Annotated in this window: 12 protein-coding genes and 1 pseudogene; 2 read left to right on the top strand and 11 right to left on the bottom strand. The window is 68.4% G+C overall.

The window, feature by feature from the left end; all coding sequences use genetic code 11:
* The 8 genes and pseudogenes from VF106_RS44110 to VF106_RS44075 form a co-directional block, all read right to left on the bottom strand.
* The gene (locus tag VF106_RS44110) at positions 1-1,305 is read right to left on the bottom strand and encodes an FAD-dependent oxidoreductase (RefSeq protein WP_330846024.1); all 1,305 of its coding nucleotides are present in this window, start codon (positions 1,303-1,305) and stop codon (positions 1-3) included.
* Positions 1,302-4,394, bottom strand: a complete 3,093-nt coding sequence (locus VF106_RS44105) for a non-ribosomal peptide synthetase (RefSeq protein WP_330846023.1) — start codon at positions 4,392-4,394, stop codon at positions 1,302-1,304. Before VF106_RS44105 ends, VF106_RS44110 begins: the two co-directional genes overlap by 4 nt.
* Positions 4,391-10,228, bottom strand: coding sequence for a non-ribosomal peptide synthetase (locus VF106_RS44100; RefSeq protein ID WP_414639209.1), 5,838 nt, complete (start codon positions 10,226-10,228; stop codon positions 4,391-4,393). The genes VF106_RS44105 and VF106_RS44100 overlap by 4 nt, the downstream gene beginning before the upstream one ends.
* Positions 10,229-10,501: 273 nt before the next feature.
* The gene (locus VF106_RS44095) at positions 10,502-10,702 is read right to left on the bottom strand and encodes an MbtH family protein (RefSeq protein ID WP_330846022.1); all 201 of its coding nucleotides are present in this window, start codon (positions 10,700-10,702) and stop codon (positions 10,502-10,504) included.
* Positions 10,703-10,907: 205 nt separating this feature from the next.
* A complete protein-coding gene (locus VF106_RS44090) occupies positions 10,908-11,342 on the bottom strand; it encodes an ATP-binding protein (RefSeq protein ID WP_330846021.1) in 435 nt (144 codons plus the stop codon).
* Positions 11,343-11,399: 57 nt separating this feature from the next.
* Positions 11,400-11,783 carry an STAS domain-containing protein gene (locus tag VF106_RS44085; protein ID WP_330846020.1) on the bottom strand — a complete coding sequence of 128 codons (384 nt, stop codon included), beginning with the start codon at positions 11,781-11,783 and terminating at the stop codon, positions 11,400-11,402.
* Between the two features lie 355 nt (positions 11,784-12,138).
* Positions 12,139-12,594: pseudogene (locus VF106_RS44080) on the bottom strand (class I SAM-dependent methyltransferase); the annotation flags it as partial.
* A gap of 347 nt (positions 12,595-12,941) precedes the next feature.
* Positions 12,942-13,598 carry a type 1 glutamine amidotransferase domain-containing protein gene (locus VF106_RS44075; RefSeq protein WP_330846019.1) on the bottom strand — a complete coding sequence of 219 codons (657 nt, stop codon included), beginning with the start codon at positions 13,596-13,598 and terminating at the stop codon, positions 12,942-12,944.
* A gap of 69 nt (positions 13,599-13,667) precedes the next feature.
* Between VF106_RS44075 and VF106_RS44070 the strand changes: the two genes are divergently transcribed.
* Together VF106_RS44070 and mug are read left to right on the top strand one after the other, a co-directional pair.
* Positions 13,668-14,525: a LysR family transcriptional regulator gene (locus VF106_RS44070; protein WP_330846018.1), complete on the top strand. Its 858-nt coding sequence runs from the start codon at positions 13,668-13,670 to the stop codon at positions 14,523-14,525.
* A gap of 21 nt (positions 14,526-14,546) precedes the next feature.
* A complete protein-coding gene (gene mug, locus VF106_RS44065) occupies positions 14,547-15,107 on the top strand; it encodes a G/U mismatch-specific DNA glycosylase (RefSeq protein ID WP_330846017.1) in 561 nt (186 codons plus the stop codon).
* On the opposite strand, the gene VF106_RS44060 is transcribed toward mug, so the two are convergent.
* The 3 genes from VF106_RS44060 to VF106_RS44050 are packed head-to-tail and all read right to left on the bottom strand — an operon-like array spanning position 15,092 to position 18,362.
* Positions 15,092-17,476, bottom strand: a complete 2,385-nt coding sequence (locus VF106_RS44060) for an ATP-binding cassette domain-containing protein (RefSeq protein ID WP_330846016.1) — start codon at positions 17,474-17,476, stop codon at positions 15,092-15,094. The genes mug and VF106_RS44060 overlap by 16 nt on opposite strands.
* Positions 17,477-17,503: 27 nt before the next feature.
* Positions 17,504-17,914: a VOC family protein gene (locus tag VF106_RS44055; protein WP_330846015.1), complete on the bottom strand. Its 411-nt coding sequence runs from the start codon at positions 17,912-17,914 to the stop codon at positions 17,504-17,506.
* A 10-nt stretch (positions 17,915-17,924) separates the two neighbouring features.
* The gene (locus VF106_RS44050) at positions 17,925-18,362 is read right to left on the bottom strand and encodes a helix-turn-helix transcriptional regulator (RefSeq protein WP_330846014.1); all 438 of its coding nucleotides are present in this window, start codon (positions 18,360-18,362) and stop codon (positions 17,925-17,927) included.
* Positions 18,363-18,506 lie beyond the last annotated feature (144 nt).

Genomic DNA, 18,506 nt, shown 5'->3' with positions numbered 1-18,506 from the left:
CTACGGAACCTGCCTTTTCGATCGGGTCGCCAGGAGCGCGGTCATCGCCATGGCGGCCACAGTGGACAGAGCGGCCAGTACGCGGTCCTGACGCCGCGCCCTGGCCAGCGCGTCGCCGTACGGGGTGGTGGTGTGCGCGATCATCGTGTAAAGCGGTGTCCACGCGTTCGGGAAGAGCTGGTGCAGTAGCAGGTCCGCCTTCTTGCGGGCGACGAACAGTGGGGAGCGCATGCCGTCCCGCAGTTCCAGGAAGTTCTGTTTGGACAGTTCGGCCAGCACGTCCGTGTGCGGGCGACGCAGCCGTTCGAACTCCCGCAACCCGGCCACGATGTCGCCGCCGGCCAGGCACTTGTCGAGCACGGAGCAGTCCTCGAACGCCGCGTTCATACCCTGTCCGTAGAACGGGTACACGGCATGTGCGGCATCGCCGATCAACACGACCTTGCCGTCGTGCTGCCACGGGTTGGTGCGGATGGTGACGAGGTTCCCGACCGGGTGGGCCAGGAACTGGTCGACGAGGTTCGGCACCAGTTCGGGCAGGTCCGAGAACTCGGCAGCACAGTGCGCCGCCACGCGGTCCGGTGTGGTCAGTTCGGCGAACGACCCCGGCCCCTCGAACGGGAGGAAGACGGTCGCGGTGAGTGTGCCGTCGTAGTTCGGGTGCGCGACCACGAGCCCGGTGCGGCCCGGCCAGAGATGCAGTGCCTCCAGGCGGGTCCGCTCGTGGTAGGGGATCGTGATCTCCTTGTAGCCCCAGTCCATGAACTCCTGGTAGAACTCGGCCCGCTCACCCTTCAGCAGGTGCCCGCGCACGGCGGAGAACGCGCCGTCCGCGCCGATCACCAGGTCCGCCTTCAGCTCCTGGACCTCACCGGCCGGGTTCGCGACCGTCACCGCCGGCAGTGCCTTGTCGAGGCCGGTCACCTTGTGCGCGAAGTCGAACCGGACGCCCTTCGCTTCCGCTTTGTCGATGAGTGCAGCGTTCAGCTCGTCCCGCAGGATCGAATGCAGGATCTGATGGTCCTCGGTGCCATAGGGATGGAACGACTGCGTCCCATCGGGAGCATGCACCATGCGGCCACGCATGGGCGTGGTCTTCGGCCACAGCACGTGGAGCAGCCCGACCTCGCGTAACGCCTGGATGCCACGTTGCGACATCCCGAGGTTGATCGACCGTCCCTCCGCTGTGGACTCTCGGGGATCCGGTCGCCGCTCGACGACCCGGACGCCATAGCCTCGGCGAGCCAGATAAATCGCGACGAGCGAGCCTGAAAGACCGGCACCAGCAACGATTACCTCTGTCATGATTCACAGTCCTCGATGAGGGTGCTCAGCAGCTTGTCGACCTCCGCGTCCGACAGCTCGTCCAGCTGGTCGAGCAGTGTCCTCGGCCTGTCCGCGATCGCGCCGGACCGTGTTTTCTCGACTGCCTCGGCGAGACCGGCGATCGTGGGCGCACCGAACAGCGTCGCGAGCGGTAGCGTCACCGACAGCTGTGTGCGAATCCGGGCGAGCAGCTGTGTGGCCGTCAGCGAATGCCCACCCATGGCGAAGAAGTCGTCGTGGACGCCGAGGTCCACAGCCGGCCCGAGACCCAACACCTCCCGCCACGCCAGCGAAAGCCGCCGCTCCACGTCGGTGCGAGGCGCGACCACCCGCATGCGGCTCGGCGCCCACACCGGTTCCGGCAGCGCGGACCGGTCCACCTTGCCGGTGGGTGTCCTCGGCACCGCGTCGATCGTCATGATCAGGCTCGGCACCATGTACTCCGGCAGCCGGGTCGCCAGCCACGGTCGCAGTTCGAGCGGTTCGAGGCGCGGTCCGGGCAGGACGTAACCGACGAGTCGCACGTCGGTGTCGCTGTGCCGCCAGGCCGTCACGACCGCGTCCCGCACCAGGTTGTGCTCCCGCAGCACGGACTCGATCTCGCCGAGCTCGATGCGGAACCCGCGAACCTTCACCTGGTTGTCGGCGCGGCCGAGGAACTCCAGCTCGCCGTCACGTAACCGCACGAGGTCACCGGTCGCGTACAGCCGGGTACCCGGGGTGGCGCTGAACGGGTTCGGCCGAAACCGCTCAGCGGTGAGCGACGGCCGGTTGTGGTAGCCACGCGCGACTCCCGCGCCACCGATGTACAACTCACCGAGCACACCCTCGGGCACGGGCCGCATGGCCGGGTCGAGGACGTGCAGCGTGGTGGCGCCGACCGGCCCACCCAACCGGATCGGCGCCAGTCCATGGGAGACGGTCCCGGCCGTGGAGTACACAGTGGTCTCGGTCGGGCCGTACGCGTTGATCAACCGGGTGTCACCGGACGTCAGCTCGGCGGCGAGTTCGCTGGTCAGCGCCTCGCCGCCGGTGACCCGCAGCCGCACGCCGGCCGGCACCCCGCCCGTTGCCACGAGCAGCCGCCACGCGGACGGCGTGCCCTGCACCACGGTCGCCCCGACCTCGACCAACCGCTGCCGCAGCACGTGCCCGTCGGACACCTCGGTCGCCGGCAGGATCGTGACCCGCGCGCCTCGAAGCAGGGGAGCGAACATCTCCACGATCGACACGTCGAACGACGGGCTGGAGATCGACCCGAGGTGGTCATCCGCACTGAGACCCAGCAGCTCGTCCATTGCGGACAGCAGGTTGTGCACACCGCCGTGCGTGAGCGTGACACCCTTCGGTCTGCCGGTGGAACCGGACGTGTAGAGCAGATAGGACAGGGTGTCCGGTCTCGCGGTCGGCTCCAGTGGTGTGGTGGGCCGCGTCGCCAGGTCGGCCGAGTCGAGGTTGATCACCGTTGGTGCGCCGGGGAGTTCGACACCAGCCGCGTCGTGCGTGACCAACACCGGGCAACCGGCGTCCGTGACCATCTTGGTGAGGCGGTCGACCGGCCAGCTCGGGTCCAACGGCAGGTAGCCGCCGCCGGCTCGCCACACGGCCAGGATGCCGGCCACGACGTGCCTGCCACGTTCGAGGCACAGCGCCACCGGGACGTCCGGACCAACCCCCTTGGCACGCAACAGGTGCGCGAGCCGGTTCGCGGTCTCGTCCAGCTCGCGGTAGGTGAACGTGCCGGACGCGTCGGACACCGCTGGCGCGTCACCGAAACGCGCGAGGTCGAACGTGACCTCGCCGGCCGGCGGGGTGGCCACGACCGCGCGAGTCGTGTCACCGAGCGGGATCTCGGCGATCGGCCGGTCCGGCTCGGCGAGCGCGTTCTCGAGCAGCGTCGCGTACAGGTCCGCGAAGCGCCGGACGCTGGTCTCGTCGAACAGGTCGGTGTCGTAGTTCCACTTGGCGTACCAGCCGTCCTGTCCAGGTACGACGGTCAGGAACAGGTCGAACTTCGAGCCGCCGTTGGGCAGCAGGCGCGGTGCGATCGTCAGGCCGTCCACAGTGATCGGTGCGGGCACCGGTTCGACCGCGAACATGACCTGAGCGACCGGCGCGTGCATGAGCGTCCGCTGCGGTGCCAACAGGTCGACGAGGTCCTCGAACGGCAGATCCTGGTTGGCGAGCGCACCGGCCACCGCCTCCGCGGTTTGCTTGTTCAGCTGCGCGAACGTCGTCCCCGGCGGGATCCGGGCCGGCAACGCGAGGGTGTTGGCCAGGAAGCCGACGAGGTGCTCGGTCTCGGGCCGGGTGCGGCCGGACACCGGGGTGGCGACGAGGAACTCCGTCAGCCCCGTCAGCCGGTGCAGCAATGCCTGGTAGACCGCGAGAAGCGTGCCGAACGACGCGTCCGCCACAGGTCCGAGGTTTCGGACCAGCTCTGCGCCACGCGCTGAGGCCGCCGACCGCGACCGATCGGTCGGCAGCGGCAACACGGTCGGGATACCGGCCAGCTCGGCCTGCCAGTACCGTGCGGCGCCGGCGAACGCGTTGGCCTCGACCTGTTCTCGTTGCCACACCGCGTAGTCCGGGTACTGGATGGCCGGCTCCGCGAGTGTCTCGCCGGCGTAACAGCGTGCCAGCTCGTCGAACAGGATGCCGCACGACCACCCGTCGACGACCGCGTGGTGCACGACCAGCAGGAGAAGGTGCTCGTCCGGGCCGACCGTGGCAAGCCCGGCCCGGACGAGCGGTCCGGTGGCGAGATCGAACGGCTGGCGCACCAGCATGTCTATTGTGGACTCGACGATGTCCGGCAGGGGTACGTCGACATGCGACACCACCACCTGGGCCGGTAGACCATCGGTGGCGGTGAACGTCGTGCGTAACGCCTCGTGCCGGTTGACCACGGACGTGAGTGCCCACGCGAGCCGGGACTTGTCCAGCGGTCCGGTCAGCCGCACGTGCCAGCCGATGTTGTATGCCGGGCTGCCCGGGATCAGCTGGTCCAGCAGCCACAGCCGGCGCTGTCCGGACGAGGTGGGAAAGACGAACGAGTCGGTGTTCACGACTGACCTTCCGGGGCAGGGCCGCGGCGGTCCACGGCGACGAAACGGAACTCCGCGGTGTACCTGGCGCCGGCGGCGTCGGTGAGCCACAACTCGTCCGGACCGGGCAGCATCTCGCCGATGCTCATGTGCCCATCCGGCTCCTCGCGGTCCAGCGCGCGGATCGCGTGCGCGAACTGCTCGACCGACGGCAGGTTCTCGAGGTCGACGTAGAACGGCTTGAACTCCACCGGGCTCTTCACGAACACGAACCGCGGCAGTCCCGTGGCGCGCCGCCATTTCTGCGCGCGGAGGTACCGGGTCGGCTCGTCCGCCGCGAACGCGAACGACAGGTCCCGGGACGGCAGCCGCCAGTTCTCCCGGCTGACCACGAGCTTGTCGATCGTCACACGCGGGGTGTGCGGTGCCGCCGGCAGTGGCCGGAAGTGCTGCACCAGCTGACCCATCAGCTGCTCGCTCACCAGTTCGACGAGATCCATCCGCACGTGGCCGGACCGGTCGTGGGCCACCAGTCGACCGTCTGTTTCGGACACCAGTAGGTCCGCGACCAGCGTCGCCCCAACGAGGTCCGGTCCGCAGGCGTCGTGCGCGGACACCACGCGGAGGTCGGTCGGCTGGACGAGCGCGTCGGCGAGCCGCTGCGGTGTGCCGCCCTCCTCACGGGTCGCGGCGAGCACGATCCGCGGACCGGCGAGATCGTGGGCCATGGCGGTGTGCAGTTCGGCGGCGTTCGGGTGTTGCGACACGAACAGCGCCGATCGCATGGTGTTCACACCCGCGTGCAGCTCGCCGAGAACCCACTGGAAGTCGCCGGCATGAATGGCCGCCACGTCCCGGGCCGCGATCATGACGTCGGGGCTGTGCTGGACAGCGCTACGCCACCCCGGCCTGGGTGCCGCGAACGCCGAGGACACCTTGTCCCGCACGCCATCCGCACTCACGCTGACCCGGCGCTGCGTGAGATCGACCTGCAGGATGGCGGCCCAGCGTTCCTGCAGTGCCGTCGTCAGCCGACCGATGACCCGCTTGTCGAGCCGGAAGATGATGTCGTTGGCCCACAACCAGAAGTCGGCGAGCCGGACGGTCGGTTCGCCGCGCGAGCGAAACGTGTCCCGCAACGCTCGCCGGAACAGCGCGGCGCCGGCCGAGGTGAACCAGCGAGCGCTCTCCAGCATCAGCGACAGGGGCGGCATGAGTGTCGCGAGCAGGTCCGGCCCGATCACGACGTCGAGATCACGCCGACACTCCTCGTACACGAGCGTGCGTCCGGCGTAGAACTTGCCGGGTCGGCGTACGGCCGCGGTCCCGGTGTGCCGGGTGAACACGTCCTGGAGCGCGGCCGTCGCGCTGGTGAGCCGATCCGGATCCCCGACGGCGTCCGCCACTGCCTGGCGGCCTGCCTCCAGTTCGTCGAGCGCGGCGAGCGCGGGTTCACGCACAGCGGGGTCGTCGATCCTGACCAGCTGCTCCCACAATGTCCGCTGCGGCACCAGTTCGGCGGGCGACACCTCGAAGCTCCACGCGATCCGCCGCTCGTCCTTCAGACGTGCCAGGACGGCGAGGACGTCCACCCCAGGCAGGGCGGCGGCGATCTCGTGCGCGGTTCGGACGCCGTCGACCGCACGAAGCACGGCGGCGTCGTCGTCCGGCAACTCGACCGGAGCCTGGAGCGGGACGTGGAGGAGGTTGCCGTCGATCCCGACGAACGGCATTCGCCGCGGTGTCGCCCACGGCAATGCGTCTGGTGTGGACAGTGCGCGAGCGAGTTCGTGCACCGCCCAGTTCTCCAGGTACACGGTCCGCTGCGCGAGGAGGTCCGGCCCCGGCCGTACCTCCAGGGCGCGGGCATTGTCGGTGACACGTGCCCACCCGACCGGCCCGAAGAAGCCGATCGTGTCGTTCTTGGTGGTGTACCGCTGGAGGTAGCTGGTGACGAGCGCGATCCACTGCCGGTACTGGGAGTTGCGCCGCGGTGCCTCGGTGTTGGCCAGCGAGTCGACGGCCGTGTGGAGTGCCCGCGGGTTCTGCCAGGCCACCGCCTCACGGAATTTGGGATCGCGGGCCACATCTCGCAGCGCCACCCCGACGTGCTCGGCGCCCGCGGCGAAAGCGGTGGCATAGGCCGCCCGCGCGTCGTCGAGCGCGGCCGCGGCGGCCAGCAGGTCCTCGACGTGGGGTCGTTGCCCGAGGTAGGGGCCCACTTCGCCGAGCCGTCCCTTGCAGATCAGCTTGGACCCTTTACGCAACGCGGGCTTCGCGTCGGCGGGCGCGGTCACCAACTCGGCCTTGATGCCGTCGAGGACGGCGCTCCGATACGCGTGGAACTCCTGCTCACAGGCCAGGACGTGCGCGGCTGCCTCGGCACAGTCCGGACTGGCGAGGTCGAGCATGGGGGCGATGTCGAAACCTGTGCCCCGAAGCTCGACCCACCGCCACAGCGCCCAGTTGCGGTCCGACGCCGCCGCCAGGTGTGCGGGAGGTCCGGCCCGATACGCGGCTCGATCACGCCGCACGATCCCGTTGGTGGCGGGTGTCGTCGCTGTGGCAACGGATTCGGCGAGTGCGGCGAGCGTGCCGGCCCGGTAGATCTCCTTGAGCGGCACCTCGACACCGAACGTGTCCCGGATCCGGAACGTGAGCCGCATGGCAAGCAACGAGTTGCCGCCGAGATCGAAGAAGTCGTCACCAGCCCCGATGTCGTCGACGCCGAGCAACGCACACCAGACAGCGGCCATCCGCCGCTGTCCATCCGTGACCAGCGGAAGGCGTTCACTGTCCACAGTGGTCATGGGTGCCGGAAGGTTGGCCCGATCGACCTTTCCACTGGCGTTCAACGGAAGTCGAGGAAGCACCTGGTAGATCGCGGGCCGCAGGTACTCGGGCAGGGCGGCGGCGACATGCGTACGCACGTTGGTGAGTTCGAGTGTTCCTGCGGTGGGAGCGAGGTAGGCAACCAGCTGGCGCATGTCGTCGCGACCGCGCACCACGACGGCGGCGTCCCTGACCTGCGGATGCGTGCGCAGCACCGCTTCCGTCTCGCCGGGCTCGACCAGGAACCCGCGAACCTTGACCTGGTTGTCCACCCGCCCGAGGAACTCGAGCGTGCCGTCGGCCCGCCACCGCGCGCGGTCACCGGTGCGGTACATGCGTGACCCGGGCGGGCCGAAGGGATCGGGCAGGAACTTGGCGGCGGTGAGAGCGGGCCGGTTGAGGTACCCGCGAGCAACGCCGTCGCCACCGGAGTACAGCTCGCCGACAGCGCCGATCGGCACTGGTCGCAGGTCGTCGTCCAGCACGTGGACGGTGGTCTGTTGAATCGGCCGCCCGATCGGCGTGGAGGTTCCGAGATCATCCGGCCCACGCATGATGTGGCAGCTGGTGAACGTGGTGTTCTCGGTAGGCCCGTAGCCGTTGACGACCGGCTTCCCACCCCGAGCCGAGAGAGCGGCACGGACCGCGTCGGGCGCGAGCACGTCCCCACCCGCCAACAACTGGTCCACTTCGGACAACGTGCTGACGTCGTACTCGACGAGTTGGTGGAACAACCCCGCGGTCAACCACAGCACGCTGACGTCGTGCTCCTTGAGGAGTGTGGCGAGGACGGGCGGATCGAGCGGTCCGGGCGGCGCCGGCACGACCCGGGCGCCGGTGAGCAACGCACCCCAGATCTCGAACGTGGTGACGTCGAACGAGGGAGCGGAGGCGTGCAGAAAGGTCTGTCCTGGGCCGACCTGGGCGTAGTTGGGTTCGCTGACGAGCCGAACCACCCCACGATGCGGCACGGCAACACCTTTGGGCGTCCCGGTGGACCCCGAGGTGTAGTTGAGGTACGCGAGGCTGTCGGCCCGGGCAGGACAAGCGACTGGTGGTGCGGCAGGCAGTTCGTCGATGTTCATGACGTCGACCGCCCAGTCCCCGCCGTCCGCGATGATCACCGTGGCGCCGGAGTCGGCAAGCATGACGGCGTTGCGAGCCGGCGGGTGGCTGGCGTCAATGGGCAGGTAGGCGGCCCCAGCCTTGAGCACACCGAGGAAGGCGGTAATCATCCGAGCGCCACGCGGCAACGCGACTGCCACTGTCTCTTCGAGACCGACGCCACGCCGCCGGAGGGCAGCGGAAATGCGATCGGCACGCTCGGCGAGATCGGCGTAACTCAGCCAGACGTCACCATCCAGGACGGCATCGGCATGCGGATTCCGCCGAACCTGCAGGTCGAACAGCTCCGGAATGGTGGCATCCCGCGGATAGTCCCGATGCTCGCCGGAAACGAGCCGCGTCATCTCCGCGTCGGGCGCGATCGTCAACCCCGCAACCCTCCGAAGTGGACTCCGCGAGAGCTGGACCAGGGCGGAACGCAGGTGTCCGGCGAGCACGTCAGCCTCAGCGCGGCTGTACCGGTCGTCAGTGATCGTGACGTTCAGTACTGGCTCGGCGAAGGCGTAGACGGTGAGCGGATAGGCAAGCCGGCGATGCAGTGTGACTGACCGGTCCGTCCAACGTGGATTCTCCCGACGCAGGAGCGTCTCCAGATCCTGCCGCTCGAAGAGCACGAGGCTGGAGAGGAGATCGGTGGTGCCAGCACAGCGCTGGATCTCGGCAAGCGGGGTGAGCTGATGATCGCGGACCGACACGGCCGCACGCCGAACCTCCCGCAACCACTCCCCGACGGACAACGTCCGATCAACGATGACCCGAAGAGGAACGGTGGCGAGCAACATGCCGATGATGCTGTTCGCTTCGGGCACGGACCCATGCCGCACGGAACGAGTAACACCAAGCACGACGTCATCGGTCCCGGCGTGGGCCGCGAGCACAAGCCCCCAAGCGGCAAGGACGATCGTGTTGAGGGTGACGCTCTCGGCGTCAGCAACCCGCTGCAGGGCAAGAGTTTCCTCGGCGGACAACGAGAACCGAACAACCTCACCGGCCCGCCCGGCGGCCAACCCACCGCCGGCGTCAGCACTCTTCCCAAAGGGCAGTGGCGTAGCACCGCTCACCCCGGCGAGATGCGAGGCCCAGAACAAGCGATCCTGCTCAGCGGCATGCCCGCCGACCTGGTTACGCCGAACGTACCACTCGACGAACTCCCGATAACGACCCCGAACAGGAAACAGAGGCCGCCCTTCATAGTCACTGTCAACCTCGAGAAGCAACATCGCGAGCGAACGCCCATCAAGCACAGCATGGTGAAGCGACACGACGACGATCACATCGCCCTGACCGCCCTCGTCGGCCCCACCCGCATCGCGAACGACCACGCTGCCACCAGCCCCACCGGAGCCGGCGTCGCTGGAGGGGGTGCTTTCGGAGGTGGCTTCGCCGGTGGTGTTGCTGGGGGAGGTGCCATTGGAGGTGGCCTCGCCGGAACCGGCCTCGCCGGAACCGGCCTCGCCGGAGGCGGCGCCATCGAGGCAGGTCCCACCGGAGCTGTTCTGGCCAGCTTCTCCTCTTGTCGTTCCGGTCCGTTGAGTTTCGCCCAGGCTGGTGTCACTCGATCGGGGGGCGTCCTGCCTCGGACTGCTTGGGGCACGGTCCAGGACCGTGACTCGGACTAGTGGTGGTTCGTCGAAGGGGAAGCCGCGGAGTCGGTCTGTGGTGAGGAAGTCCGGCAGGTTGTCGGTGCGGACGGAGAAGTCGAGGGTTGCCGCTGGGTGCACCACCTGTGTCGGGTCGGCGTCGCCTGCGAGTTGGAAGCCGGTGCGCAGGATTGGGTGTCGCGCGACTGCGCGTTCCCATGCTGCGCGGTACCTGGTCACGTCCAGGTTCGGCCACCGGATGACGCACTGGACGACGTCGATGCCCGCATCCGGAAGACGCAGCCCGTTGAAGAGCATCCCCTGCTGTAGCGGTAGCGCGGGATAGCTGGTCTCTGGGCTTGCGGCTGTTTTTGGGTGCACGAAACCTCCAACGCATCCCGCTGGAATGCGAGGTCGTCAAAAACCGCGACAAGTGCCTGGCGGCAATTGTCGCGTCTTTGTTTTCGGTTCGGTGCGGCGGCGCCCGAGATTGTGGCAATACCTGGTCGAGGGCATGCGAGAGCCTCAATCAGGTAACGGAAGACCCCAGACAGAGGTGTTCAGCGGGTGCCGGCCGTCACGGCTTCCCGGTTATGCGGAGAGGTACTCCCTAACGCTACGTGGCCGCATATCGGTCCAGACCCGGTCGATGTGCTCGAGACAGTGGGTACGGGCACCCTCGGTGCCCTCCGCGTGCCATCCCGGTGGCAGCTCTTGTTCGACGGGCCAAATGGAGTACTGCTCTTCGTCGTTGACCACCACCCGATAGTGGCTACCGTCGACCTCGCTCATATTCCACGCGCCTTTCCTGCCATGCCCACTCAGGAAAGGACGCTACCTGCGCCGCAGACACGGGCGAATCGCCCGAACGGACCCAAGCGACCGTCCGGGACGGACCATCAAGAGTAATTCGATTACGGACGGGCATGATCCGGATACGGGGCGCAGAATGCTTTCTTTTTGCGAATGGCCGCGAGATTCGGGGAAAGAATTGCGGTTACTCGTTACCGCTGGGCAGGGGCCAGAACATTGTCACAGTGGTGCCGCCGGTGGTCGGGTTGATCGTCGCGGTCTTCGTCAGGCCTCGGATGAGCGACAGTCCGCGGCCGCGTAGACCGCCGCCCGGTTGAGGCGGCTTCCACTTTCCGTAGTCGGTGACCGTGACGACGACCCTCGCCGAGGCGTCGTCGACCTGTGCCTTGACTTCCAGCAGGCCTTGGGTCTGGTCGCGGTAGGCGTGCTCGACGGTGTTCGCCATCGCCTCGTAGCTCGCGAGCACGAGCGCCTCGGTGTCTTCCTCGGGAAGCCCGGCCCGGACGGCCCACTCGGCAAGAGCGTGACGTAAGCCGGCGAGCCGGCCGGGCACAGCGGGAACCCGGAAGTGCAGGTCCCCCTCTGGGACGCTGTCCAGGTCCTGCTGCCCCAGGTTCACGGCCGAAGCTCCCAACTTTCAGCCTCCGGTCTCCACTCGCTCGACCGGCGCGGTCATTCAGTCGGCAGCCAGTGCCTCGTCGCGAGTGTGGTAGATCGAGATCTCTTCGGTCATCCCTGTCAGTTCCATCGGACGGAAGGTGGCACTGCCGGTAGCGACGATCCGGAACCGAATGTTGCCCTGGGCCTGCTGGTGGCAGCCGATGAGCACCGCCATGCCGGCGGAGGCGAGGAAGTCGACCTTGCTCAGGTCCACGACCAACGTCCCGGGCTTCTGCTCCATGGCGGCGTTGATGGACTCGCCGAGCTGTGGGGCGGTGGCCAGATCAATCTCCCCGGCCACGTTCAGCACGACGGCTTCGCCATGCGGTTCCACCAGGACGGACAGTCCGGACGGGGCGGGCTGCTTGGGCCCGGTGTCTTGAAACGGCTCTGAACTCACCACGCCATCATCCCGCATGTCGCAACCCGACGTGTCGGCCCCAAGGGGGGCGCATAGACCAGTGGCGGGCAACTGCCCCTTGAGTCCACTACGGACCTCCTCGTTGAGTCACGACTCACTGACGCCGATGCCAACACCGGCGCGTCGCTTGGTGTATCCCGTTCCTCCTCGCTTCAAACCTCCGTGGGACAACAAAATGTGCTTCCTGCCACAGCGGACTGCCGCCGCGAAGTCGTTGCGCCGTTGCGTAATCGCGCTGTGACCAGTGGTGAAATCCTGGTAGAGAACGGGGTCGTCTGCAACACAGCGTTATGACCCCACTACACGTGAAGCCGCCATCACGCGCTCGGTCTGTCTCCCAGATCGACACGTGTTTGGTGCTCTCGGCGGTGAGTTCCGAGCGGTCCCAGTCCGCCCAGCGGTACTTCAGGCTCATCCCGGCGATGCGTGCCATGAGGTCCATCTCGGGACGGTGTCCTGCCAGGGCGATAGGTGACGCAGGTCCGGCAGGCCCACCTCGACGAGTAACAGCCCGCCCGGCCGCAGGTGCGCGGCCTTGCCCGCGATCCGCGCCGCCATGGCACGGCTCAGCTCGATGCCGCTCACCGGCACACCGCGAGCGGCCAGGGGCGCGGCGATTCGCCCGGTCCCGACGGCGAACTCGAGTACCGGGCCGTCGGCCAGGTCTTCGAGGACATCCACCGCGGCCGTCACCACCTCAGGCGCCGCACGGGGCGTCGTAGCCCGTGGCCACGCTCTCGGGGAACCAGCCGTCCGCCGGGTCATCTCCCGCGTTCGCCTCACCGATCACGGTCGCCGACGCTACGCCCGCGACCGTGCGCTCCTCACTCCATTTCGACGCCCGGTAAAGCCACGACACCCAGTCCGCCCGTCCTCGCCCCGATCACGAGGTCGGCTCCCAGCCATCGGCCAACAACCGCATCCAGACCGCCGAACGGGCGATCGAACCAGCCCAACACGTGAGCACGTTCGGCGACCAGCGCACCCAACGCCCCCTTCCCGCCGTTGTTCGTCGATCTCGTCGGGCCGGCCCACGATCAACACCAGCCCGTCTCGCAGCCTGGCCAGGTGTGTCACATCCGATCGTGACGGGTCACCTCTCCTTCCAAGGTTGACGGTGAGCGAGTCGCCGTGGGGTCAGGCGGTCAGCAGGCGCACCACCTCCTCCGCGGCCTGCGTGGTGCTCGCCGGGTTCTGGCCCGTCACCAGGCGGTCCGCCACCGAGACATGGCGTTCGAAGTTCGGCGCGGCGACGTGTTTGGCGCCGCGGTCTTCCAGCGCGGTCTGCAGGAGGAACGGCACGACCCCGGTCAGGTGGACAGCCTGTTCTTCCGCGTTCGTGAAGGCCGAGACCTCCTTGCCCTCCACGAGGTAGGTGCCGTCCGACAACGTCAGGTTGACCAGTGCGGCCGGGCCGTGGCAGACAGCGCCGACCACACCACCCGCTTCGTAGATGTCGCGGCCCAGGCGAGCGAGGGCGGTGTCGTTCGGGAAGTCCCACATGGTGCCGTGGCCGCCGACGTAGAAGATGGCGTTGTAGCCGACGGCGTCGACCTCAGCCGCGTGTCGTGTCACGCCCAGTTCGGGGAGATCCACGAACTCCCGTTGCGTCGGGTCCTCCGCGTCGTAGCCGTCCATCGGTGGGCGCCCACCCCGCACGCTCGCCAGGTCGACCGCGTAGCCCGCGTCCCGGAAGACGCGCCAGGAATGCGCGGCCTCGGGCACGTAGAAACCGGTCGGGCGGACGCCGCCCAGGTCATCGTGGCTGGTCAGAGCCATCAGGATTGCGTTCATGAGGACAGGTTGCCATGTCGGAGCCATCGAGCACCAATAGAACTTACGTGGCGTATCATCAGTTTTCTGATGACATCACTTGACCTGTACCGCACGTTCCTCACCGTGCACCGCGCCGGCTCCATCACCGCGGCCGCGCAGCTGCTCGGCCTGTCCCAGCCTGCCGTCACGGCGCAGCTCAAGGCCCTCGAGAAGAGCGTCAGGAAGCCCCTGTTCCACCGGCACGCCCGTGGCGTCACCACCACTGCGGCCGGCGAGGACCTGGCGCGCAGGCTGGCCGGTCCGCTCGACGACCTCGCAGCGGCGGTAGGCGACTTCGTGGGTGGCAAGGTCGCGCTGCACGTCGGCGGCCCTGCCGAGTTCCTCAGCGTGAAGGTGGTGCCGGCACTGGCGGAACTGCCGGACACCGCCCTGCGCGTCACCTTCGGGATGCCGGACGAGCTACTCGACGCGCTGGTCAAAGGTGGCCTGGACCTGGTGATCTCCGGGGCGAGACCGCGCGTTCGCGGCGTCACCGCCGAACCTCTTTACGTCGAGGAACTCACCGTCGTCGCCGCGGACCGTTGGCACTATCCGGACACCTCCGGCGTCCTCGGCGACGCGCCATGGGTGGCGTATGCCGAGGACCTGCCGCTCATTCGCCGCTACTGGCACACGGTCTACAAGACACCGCCCACGGGCAGCGCGGTCGTCGTGGTCCCTGACCTGCGGGCGGTGCTGGCCGCGACCATCGCCGGGGCGGGTGTGACCGTGCTGCCGAGATACCTGTGCGAGTACGAGCTCGCGACCGGTGCCCTCCGTGAGGTGATCATCCGGGGTGAACTGCCCACCAACACGATCTACCTGGCCGTGCGCGCGGGTGCCCTCGCCGAACCGCACATCGCGCGGGCGCGGGACCTCCTCGTGGCACGCGCGGCGGAGTGGTGACCGTACGTAGACTGCCGAGGCGTGCCGAAGCCCTCCGCGGCCGAGTTGGCCGCCGCGCATACGAAGACCGTGCCGGACGTGGTCGCGCCCGGACTGTCGGTGCTGTTCTGCGGCATCAACCCCGGCCTGTACTCGGCGGCGACCGGCCACCACTTCGCCCGGCCGGGTAACCGGTTCTGGCCCGCGCTCCACCAGTCCGGCTTCACCCCGCGCCAGTTCAGCCCCGCCGAGCAGGACGAGCTGCTCACCCACGGGTTGGGCGTGACCAACATCGCCGCCCGCGCCACCGCCCGCGCCGACGAGCTCACCCGTGACGAACTGCGCGCCGGCGCGCGGAGGTTGACCGCACTGGTGACCCGGTACGCGCCGGCCTTCGTCGCCGTCGTCGGCATCTCCGCCTACAGAACGGCGTTCGACCGTCCGAAGGCGGCCATGGGTGAGCAGGACGAGCGGCTCGCCGGTGCGCGGTTGTGGTTGCTGCCCAACCCGAGCGGGCTCAACGCCCACTATCAGCCGCCCGCCCTGGCCGCGGCGTTCCGCGAGCTGCGCGCCGCGGCCCAGGAGGATCAGGCGCCGACGTAGGCCGCCAGGTGCTCGCCGGTGACGGTGGAGCGGGCGGCGACGAGGTCGGCCGGAGTGCCCTCGAAGACGATCCGGCCACCGTCGTGCCCGGCGCCGGGGCCGAGGTCGATGATCCAGTCGGCGTGCGCCATGACGGCCTGGTGGTGCTCGATGACGATGACCGACTTGCCGGCGTCCACGAGCCGGTCGAGCAGGCCGAGCAGGTGCTCGACGTCGGCGAGGTGCAGGCCCGTGGTCGGCTCGTCGAGGACGTAGACGCCGCCCTTCTCGGCCATGTGGGTGGCCAGCTTGAGCCGCTGCCGTTCACCGCCGGACAGCGTCGTCAACGGCTGGCCGAGGCTCAGGTACCCGAGTCCGACGTCGGCGAGCCGGCTGAGGATGGCGTGCGCGGGCGGCGTGCGTGCCTCGCCAGCACCGAAGAACTCCTCGGCCTCGGTCACCGGCATCCCGAGCACCTCGGCGATGTTCCGGCCGCCCAGCGAGTACTCCAGCACCGACGCCTGGAACCGCTTACCTTCGCACTCCTCGCAGGTCGTGGCGACGGTCTCCATGATCCCCAGCTCGGTGTAGATCACACCGGCGCCGTTGCAGGTCGGGCACGCGCCCTCGGAGTTGGCGCTGAACAGCGCCGGCTTCACGCCGTTGGCCTTGGCGAACGCCTTGCGGATCGGCTCGAGCAGACCGGTGTAGGTCGCCGGGTTGCTCCGTCGCGAGCCGCGGATCGCGCCCTGGTCGACCACCACCACGCCGTCGCGGCCGGCGACCGAGCCGTGGATCAGTGAGCTCTTGCCGGAGCCTGCCACGCCGGTGACCACGCACAACACGCCGAGCGGGATGTCGACGTCGACGTCACGCAGGTTGTGGGTCGACGCGCCGCGCACCTCGAGCGCGTCGGTGGACGTCCGCACCGAGTCCTTGATGGTGGCCCGGTCGTCGAGGTGGCGGCCGGTGATGGTGCCGCTCTTCCGCAGTCCTTCGAGGCTGCCCTCGAAACAGACGGTGCCGCCCGCCGTGCCGGCGCCGGGGCCGAGGTCGACGACGTGGTCCGCGATCGCGATCGTCTCCGGCTTGTGCTCGACGACGAGCACGGTGTTGCCCTTGTTCCGCAGCTGCGTCAGCAGGTCGTTCATCCGCTGGATGTCGTGGGGGTGCAGACCGATCGTCGGCTCGTCGAAGACGTACGTGACGTCCGTGAGCGACGAGCCGAGGTGGCGGATCATCTTGGTGCGCTGCGCCTCGCCGCCGGACAGGGTGCCCGCCGGCCGGTCGAGCGAGAGGTAACCCAGGCCGATGTCCGCGAACGAGTCGAGGAGGTGTTGCAGCCCTTTGAGCAGCGGTGCCGCCGCGGGCAGCTTGAGGGCCCTGACCCAGCCGGCCAGGTCGCTGATCTGCATCGCGCAGAGGTCGGCGATGTTCTTGCCCTTGATCTTCGACGACAGGGCCTCCGCGCTCAGCCGTGTGCCGTCGCAGTCGGGACAGATCGTGAACGTCACCGCTCGCTCCACGAAGGCGCGGATGTGCGGTTGCATCGCGTCGACGTCCTTGGACAGGAACGACTTCTGGATCTGTGGGATCAGCCCCGCGTACGTCAGGTTGATCCCGTCGACCTTGATCTTGGTCGGCTCCTGGTACAGCAGCGCGTGCAGTTCCTTCTTGTTGAACTTGCGGATCGGCTTGTCCGGGTCGAAGTAGCCGGCGCTGCGATAGATGCGGCCGTACCAGCCCTCCATGCTGTAGCCGGGGATCGTGAGCGCGCCCTCGTTGAGCGACTTGCTGTCGTCGTACAGCGCGGTCAGGTCGATGTCGCTCACCGAGCCCATGCCTTCGCAGCGCGCGCACATGCCGCCGTGGTAGACGGCGTTGCGCACCGTGACCCGCTCGCCCTTGCCCTTGTCGACGGTCATCGACCCGCTCGCGGTGCGCTTCGGAACGTTGAACGAGTAGGCGGTCGGCGGCCCGATGTGCGGCTTCCCGAGCCTGCTGAACAGGATGCGCAGCATCGCGTTGGCGTCGGTCGCGGTGCCGACGGTGGAGCGGGGGTTGGCGCCCATCCGCTCCTGGTTCACGATGATCGCCGTCGTCAGCCCTTCCAGCAGGTCGACGTCGGGCCGCGCCAGCGTCGGCATGAAGCCCTGCAGGAAGGCGCTGTAGGTCTCGTTGATCATCCGCTGCGACTCCGCGGCGATCGTGTCGAAGACCAGGGAGCTCTTGCCAGAGCCGGAGACGCCGGTGAACACCGTCAGCCTGCGTTTCGGGATCTCGATACTGACGTCCTTGAGGTTGTTCTCGCGGGCGCCGTGCACGCGGATCAGGTCATGGCTGTCGGCGATGTGCGGCGAGGGCGTGTTCGTCCTCATGGCCGTGCTCATCGTGTCTCCATCTGTTTCAAGCGCGGCTCAGCGCTGTTCCATGATGCGGATCATGTTGCCCGAGGGGTCGCGGAAGGCGCAGTCGCGGACGCCGTAGGGCTGCTCGGTCGGCTCCTGGACGACCTCGGCGTCGCTCGCCTGCAGCCGCTCGAAGGTCCCGTCGAGGTCCTTGGTGGCCAGGTTGATGCTGGCGAACGTGTCCTTGGCCATCATCTCGGTGATGGTGCGGCGCTCGTCGTCGGTGAGGCCGGGGGTGGCGGCCGGCGGGTACAGGACGATGGACGTGCCGGGCTGGGTGGCTGGGCCGACCGTGATCCAGTGCATCCCCTGGTAGCCGACGTCGTTGCGGACCTCGAAGCCGAGCGTGTCGCGGTAGAAGGCCACGGCGGCCTCGGGGTCGTTGTGGGGGAGGTAGGTCTGGGCAATGGTGATTTCCATGGCGGTCACGTTAGGTGCGGCTCGGCGCCCGCGCTTCTCGATTCCTGATCGGTCTGGTCACCTGTTTCGCCACGCACGGCGGCATGCCCACCGTCGCCTCGGCCGCCTGGTCCCGGTAGACGCTGGGCGGCACCCCGACCAGCTCGGTGAAGCGGGTGCTGAAGGTCCCCAGTGACGAGCAGCCGACCGTGAAACAGACCTCGGTGACGCTGAGGTCACCACGACGCAGCAGCGCCATCGCCCGCTCGATGCGCCGCGTCATCAGATAGGAGTACGGCGACTCACCGAAGGCGAGCTTGAACTGCCGGCTGAGGTGCCCGGCCGACATGTTCACGCCGCGGGCGAGCGCCTCGACGTCCAGCGGCTGCGCGTACTCGCGGTCCATCCGGTCGCGTACGCGGCGCAGCCGCGCGAGGTCGCTCAGGTGCGCGGCGGGGTCGCTGGTCACCTGCGGGATCGTGCCATGTCGCACCGGAGCTCGTCTACCGAGCGCCGCTTCGCCACCGCCGGGAACTGATCATCGGATCGTGGCCCCCCGCTGCGGGGTGCCACGATCGCGTCGGTGACCAGCAGAACCCCACCGCCCCCGCGG

Source organism: Actinophytocola sp. (genome assembly GCF_036378875.1).
Classification (GTDB): Bacteria; Actinomycetota; Actinomycetes; order Mycobacteriales; family Pseudonocardiaceae; genus Actinophytocola.
This window is presented reverse-complemented; position numbering and strand designations above follow the sequence as displayed.

Bases quoted from the DNA above. Each gene is read 5' to 3' on its own strand.
- VF106_RS44070 (WP_330846018.1), top strand. From the start codon at position 13,668: ATGACATCACTTGACCTGTACCGCACGTTCCTCACCGTGCACCGCGCC.
- VF106_RS44110 (WP_330846024.1), bottom strand. From the start codon at position 1,305: ATGACAGAGGTAATCGTTGCTGGTGCCGGTCTTTCAGGCTCGCTCGTC.
- VF106_RS44060 (WP_330846016.1), bottom strand. From the start codon at position 17,476: ATGAGCACGGCCATGAGGACGAACACGCCCTCGCCGCACATCGCCGAC.
- VF106_RS44095 (WP_330846022.1), bottom strand. From the start codon at position 10,702: ATGAGCGAGGTCGACGGTAGCCACTATCGGGTGGTGGTCAACGACGAA.
- VF106_RS44075 (WP_330846019.1), bottom strand. From the start codon at position 13,598: ATGAACGCAATCCTGATGGCTCTGACCAGCCACGATGACCTGGGCGGC.
- VF106_RS44055 (WP_330846015.1), bottom strand. From the start codon at position 17,914: ATGGAAATCACCATTGCCCAGACCTACCTCCCCCACAACGACCCCGAG.
- VF106_RS44100 (WP_414639209.1), bottom strand. From the start codon at position 10,228: ATGCTCTTCAACGGGCTGCGTCTTCCGGATGCGGGCATCGACGTCGTC.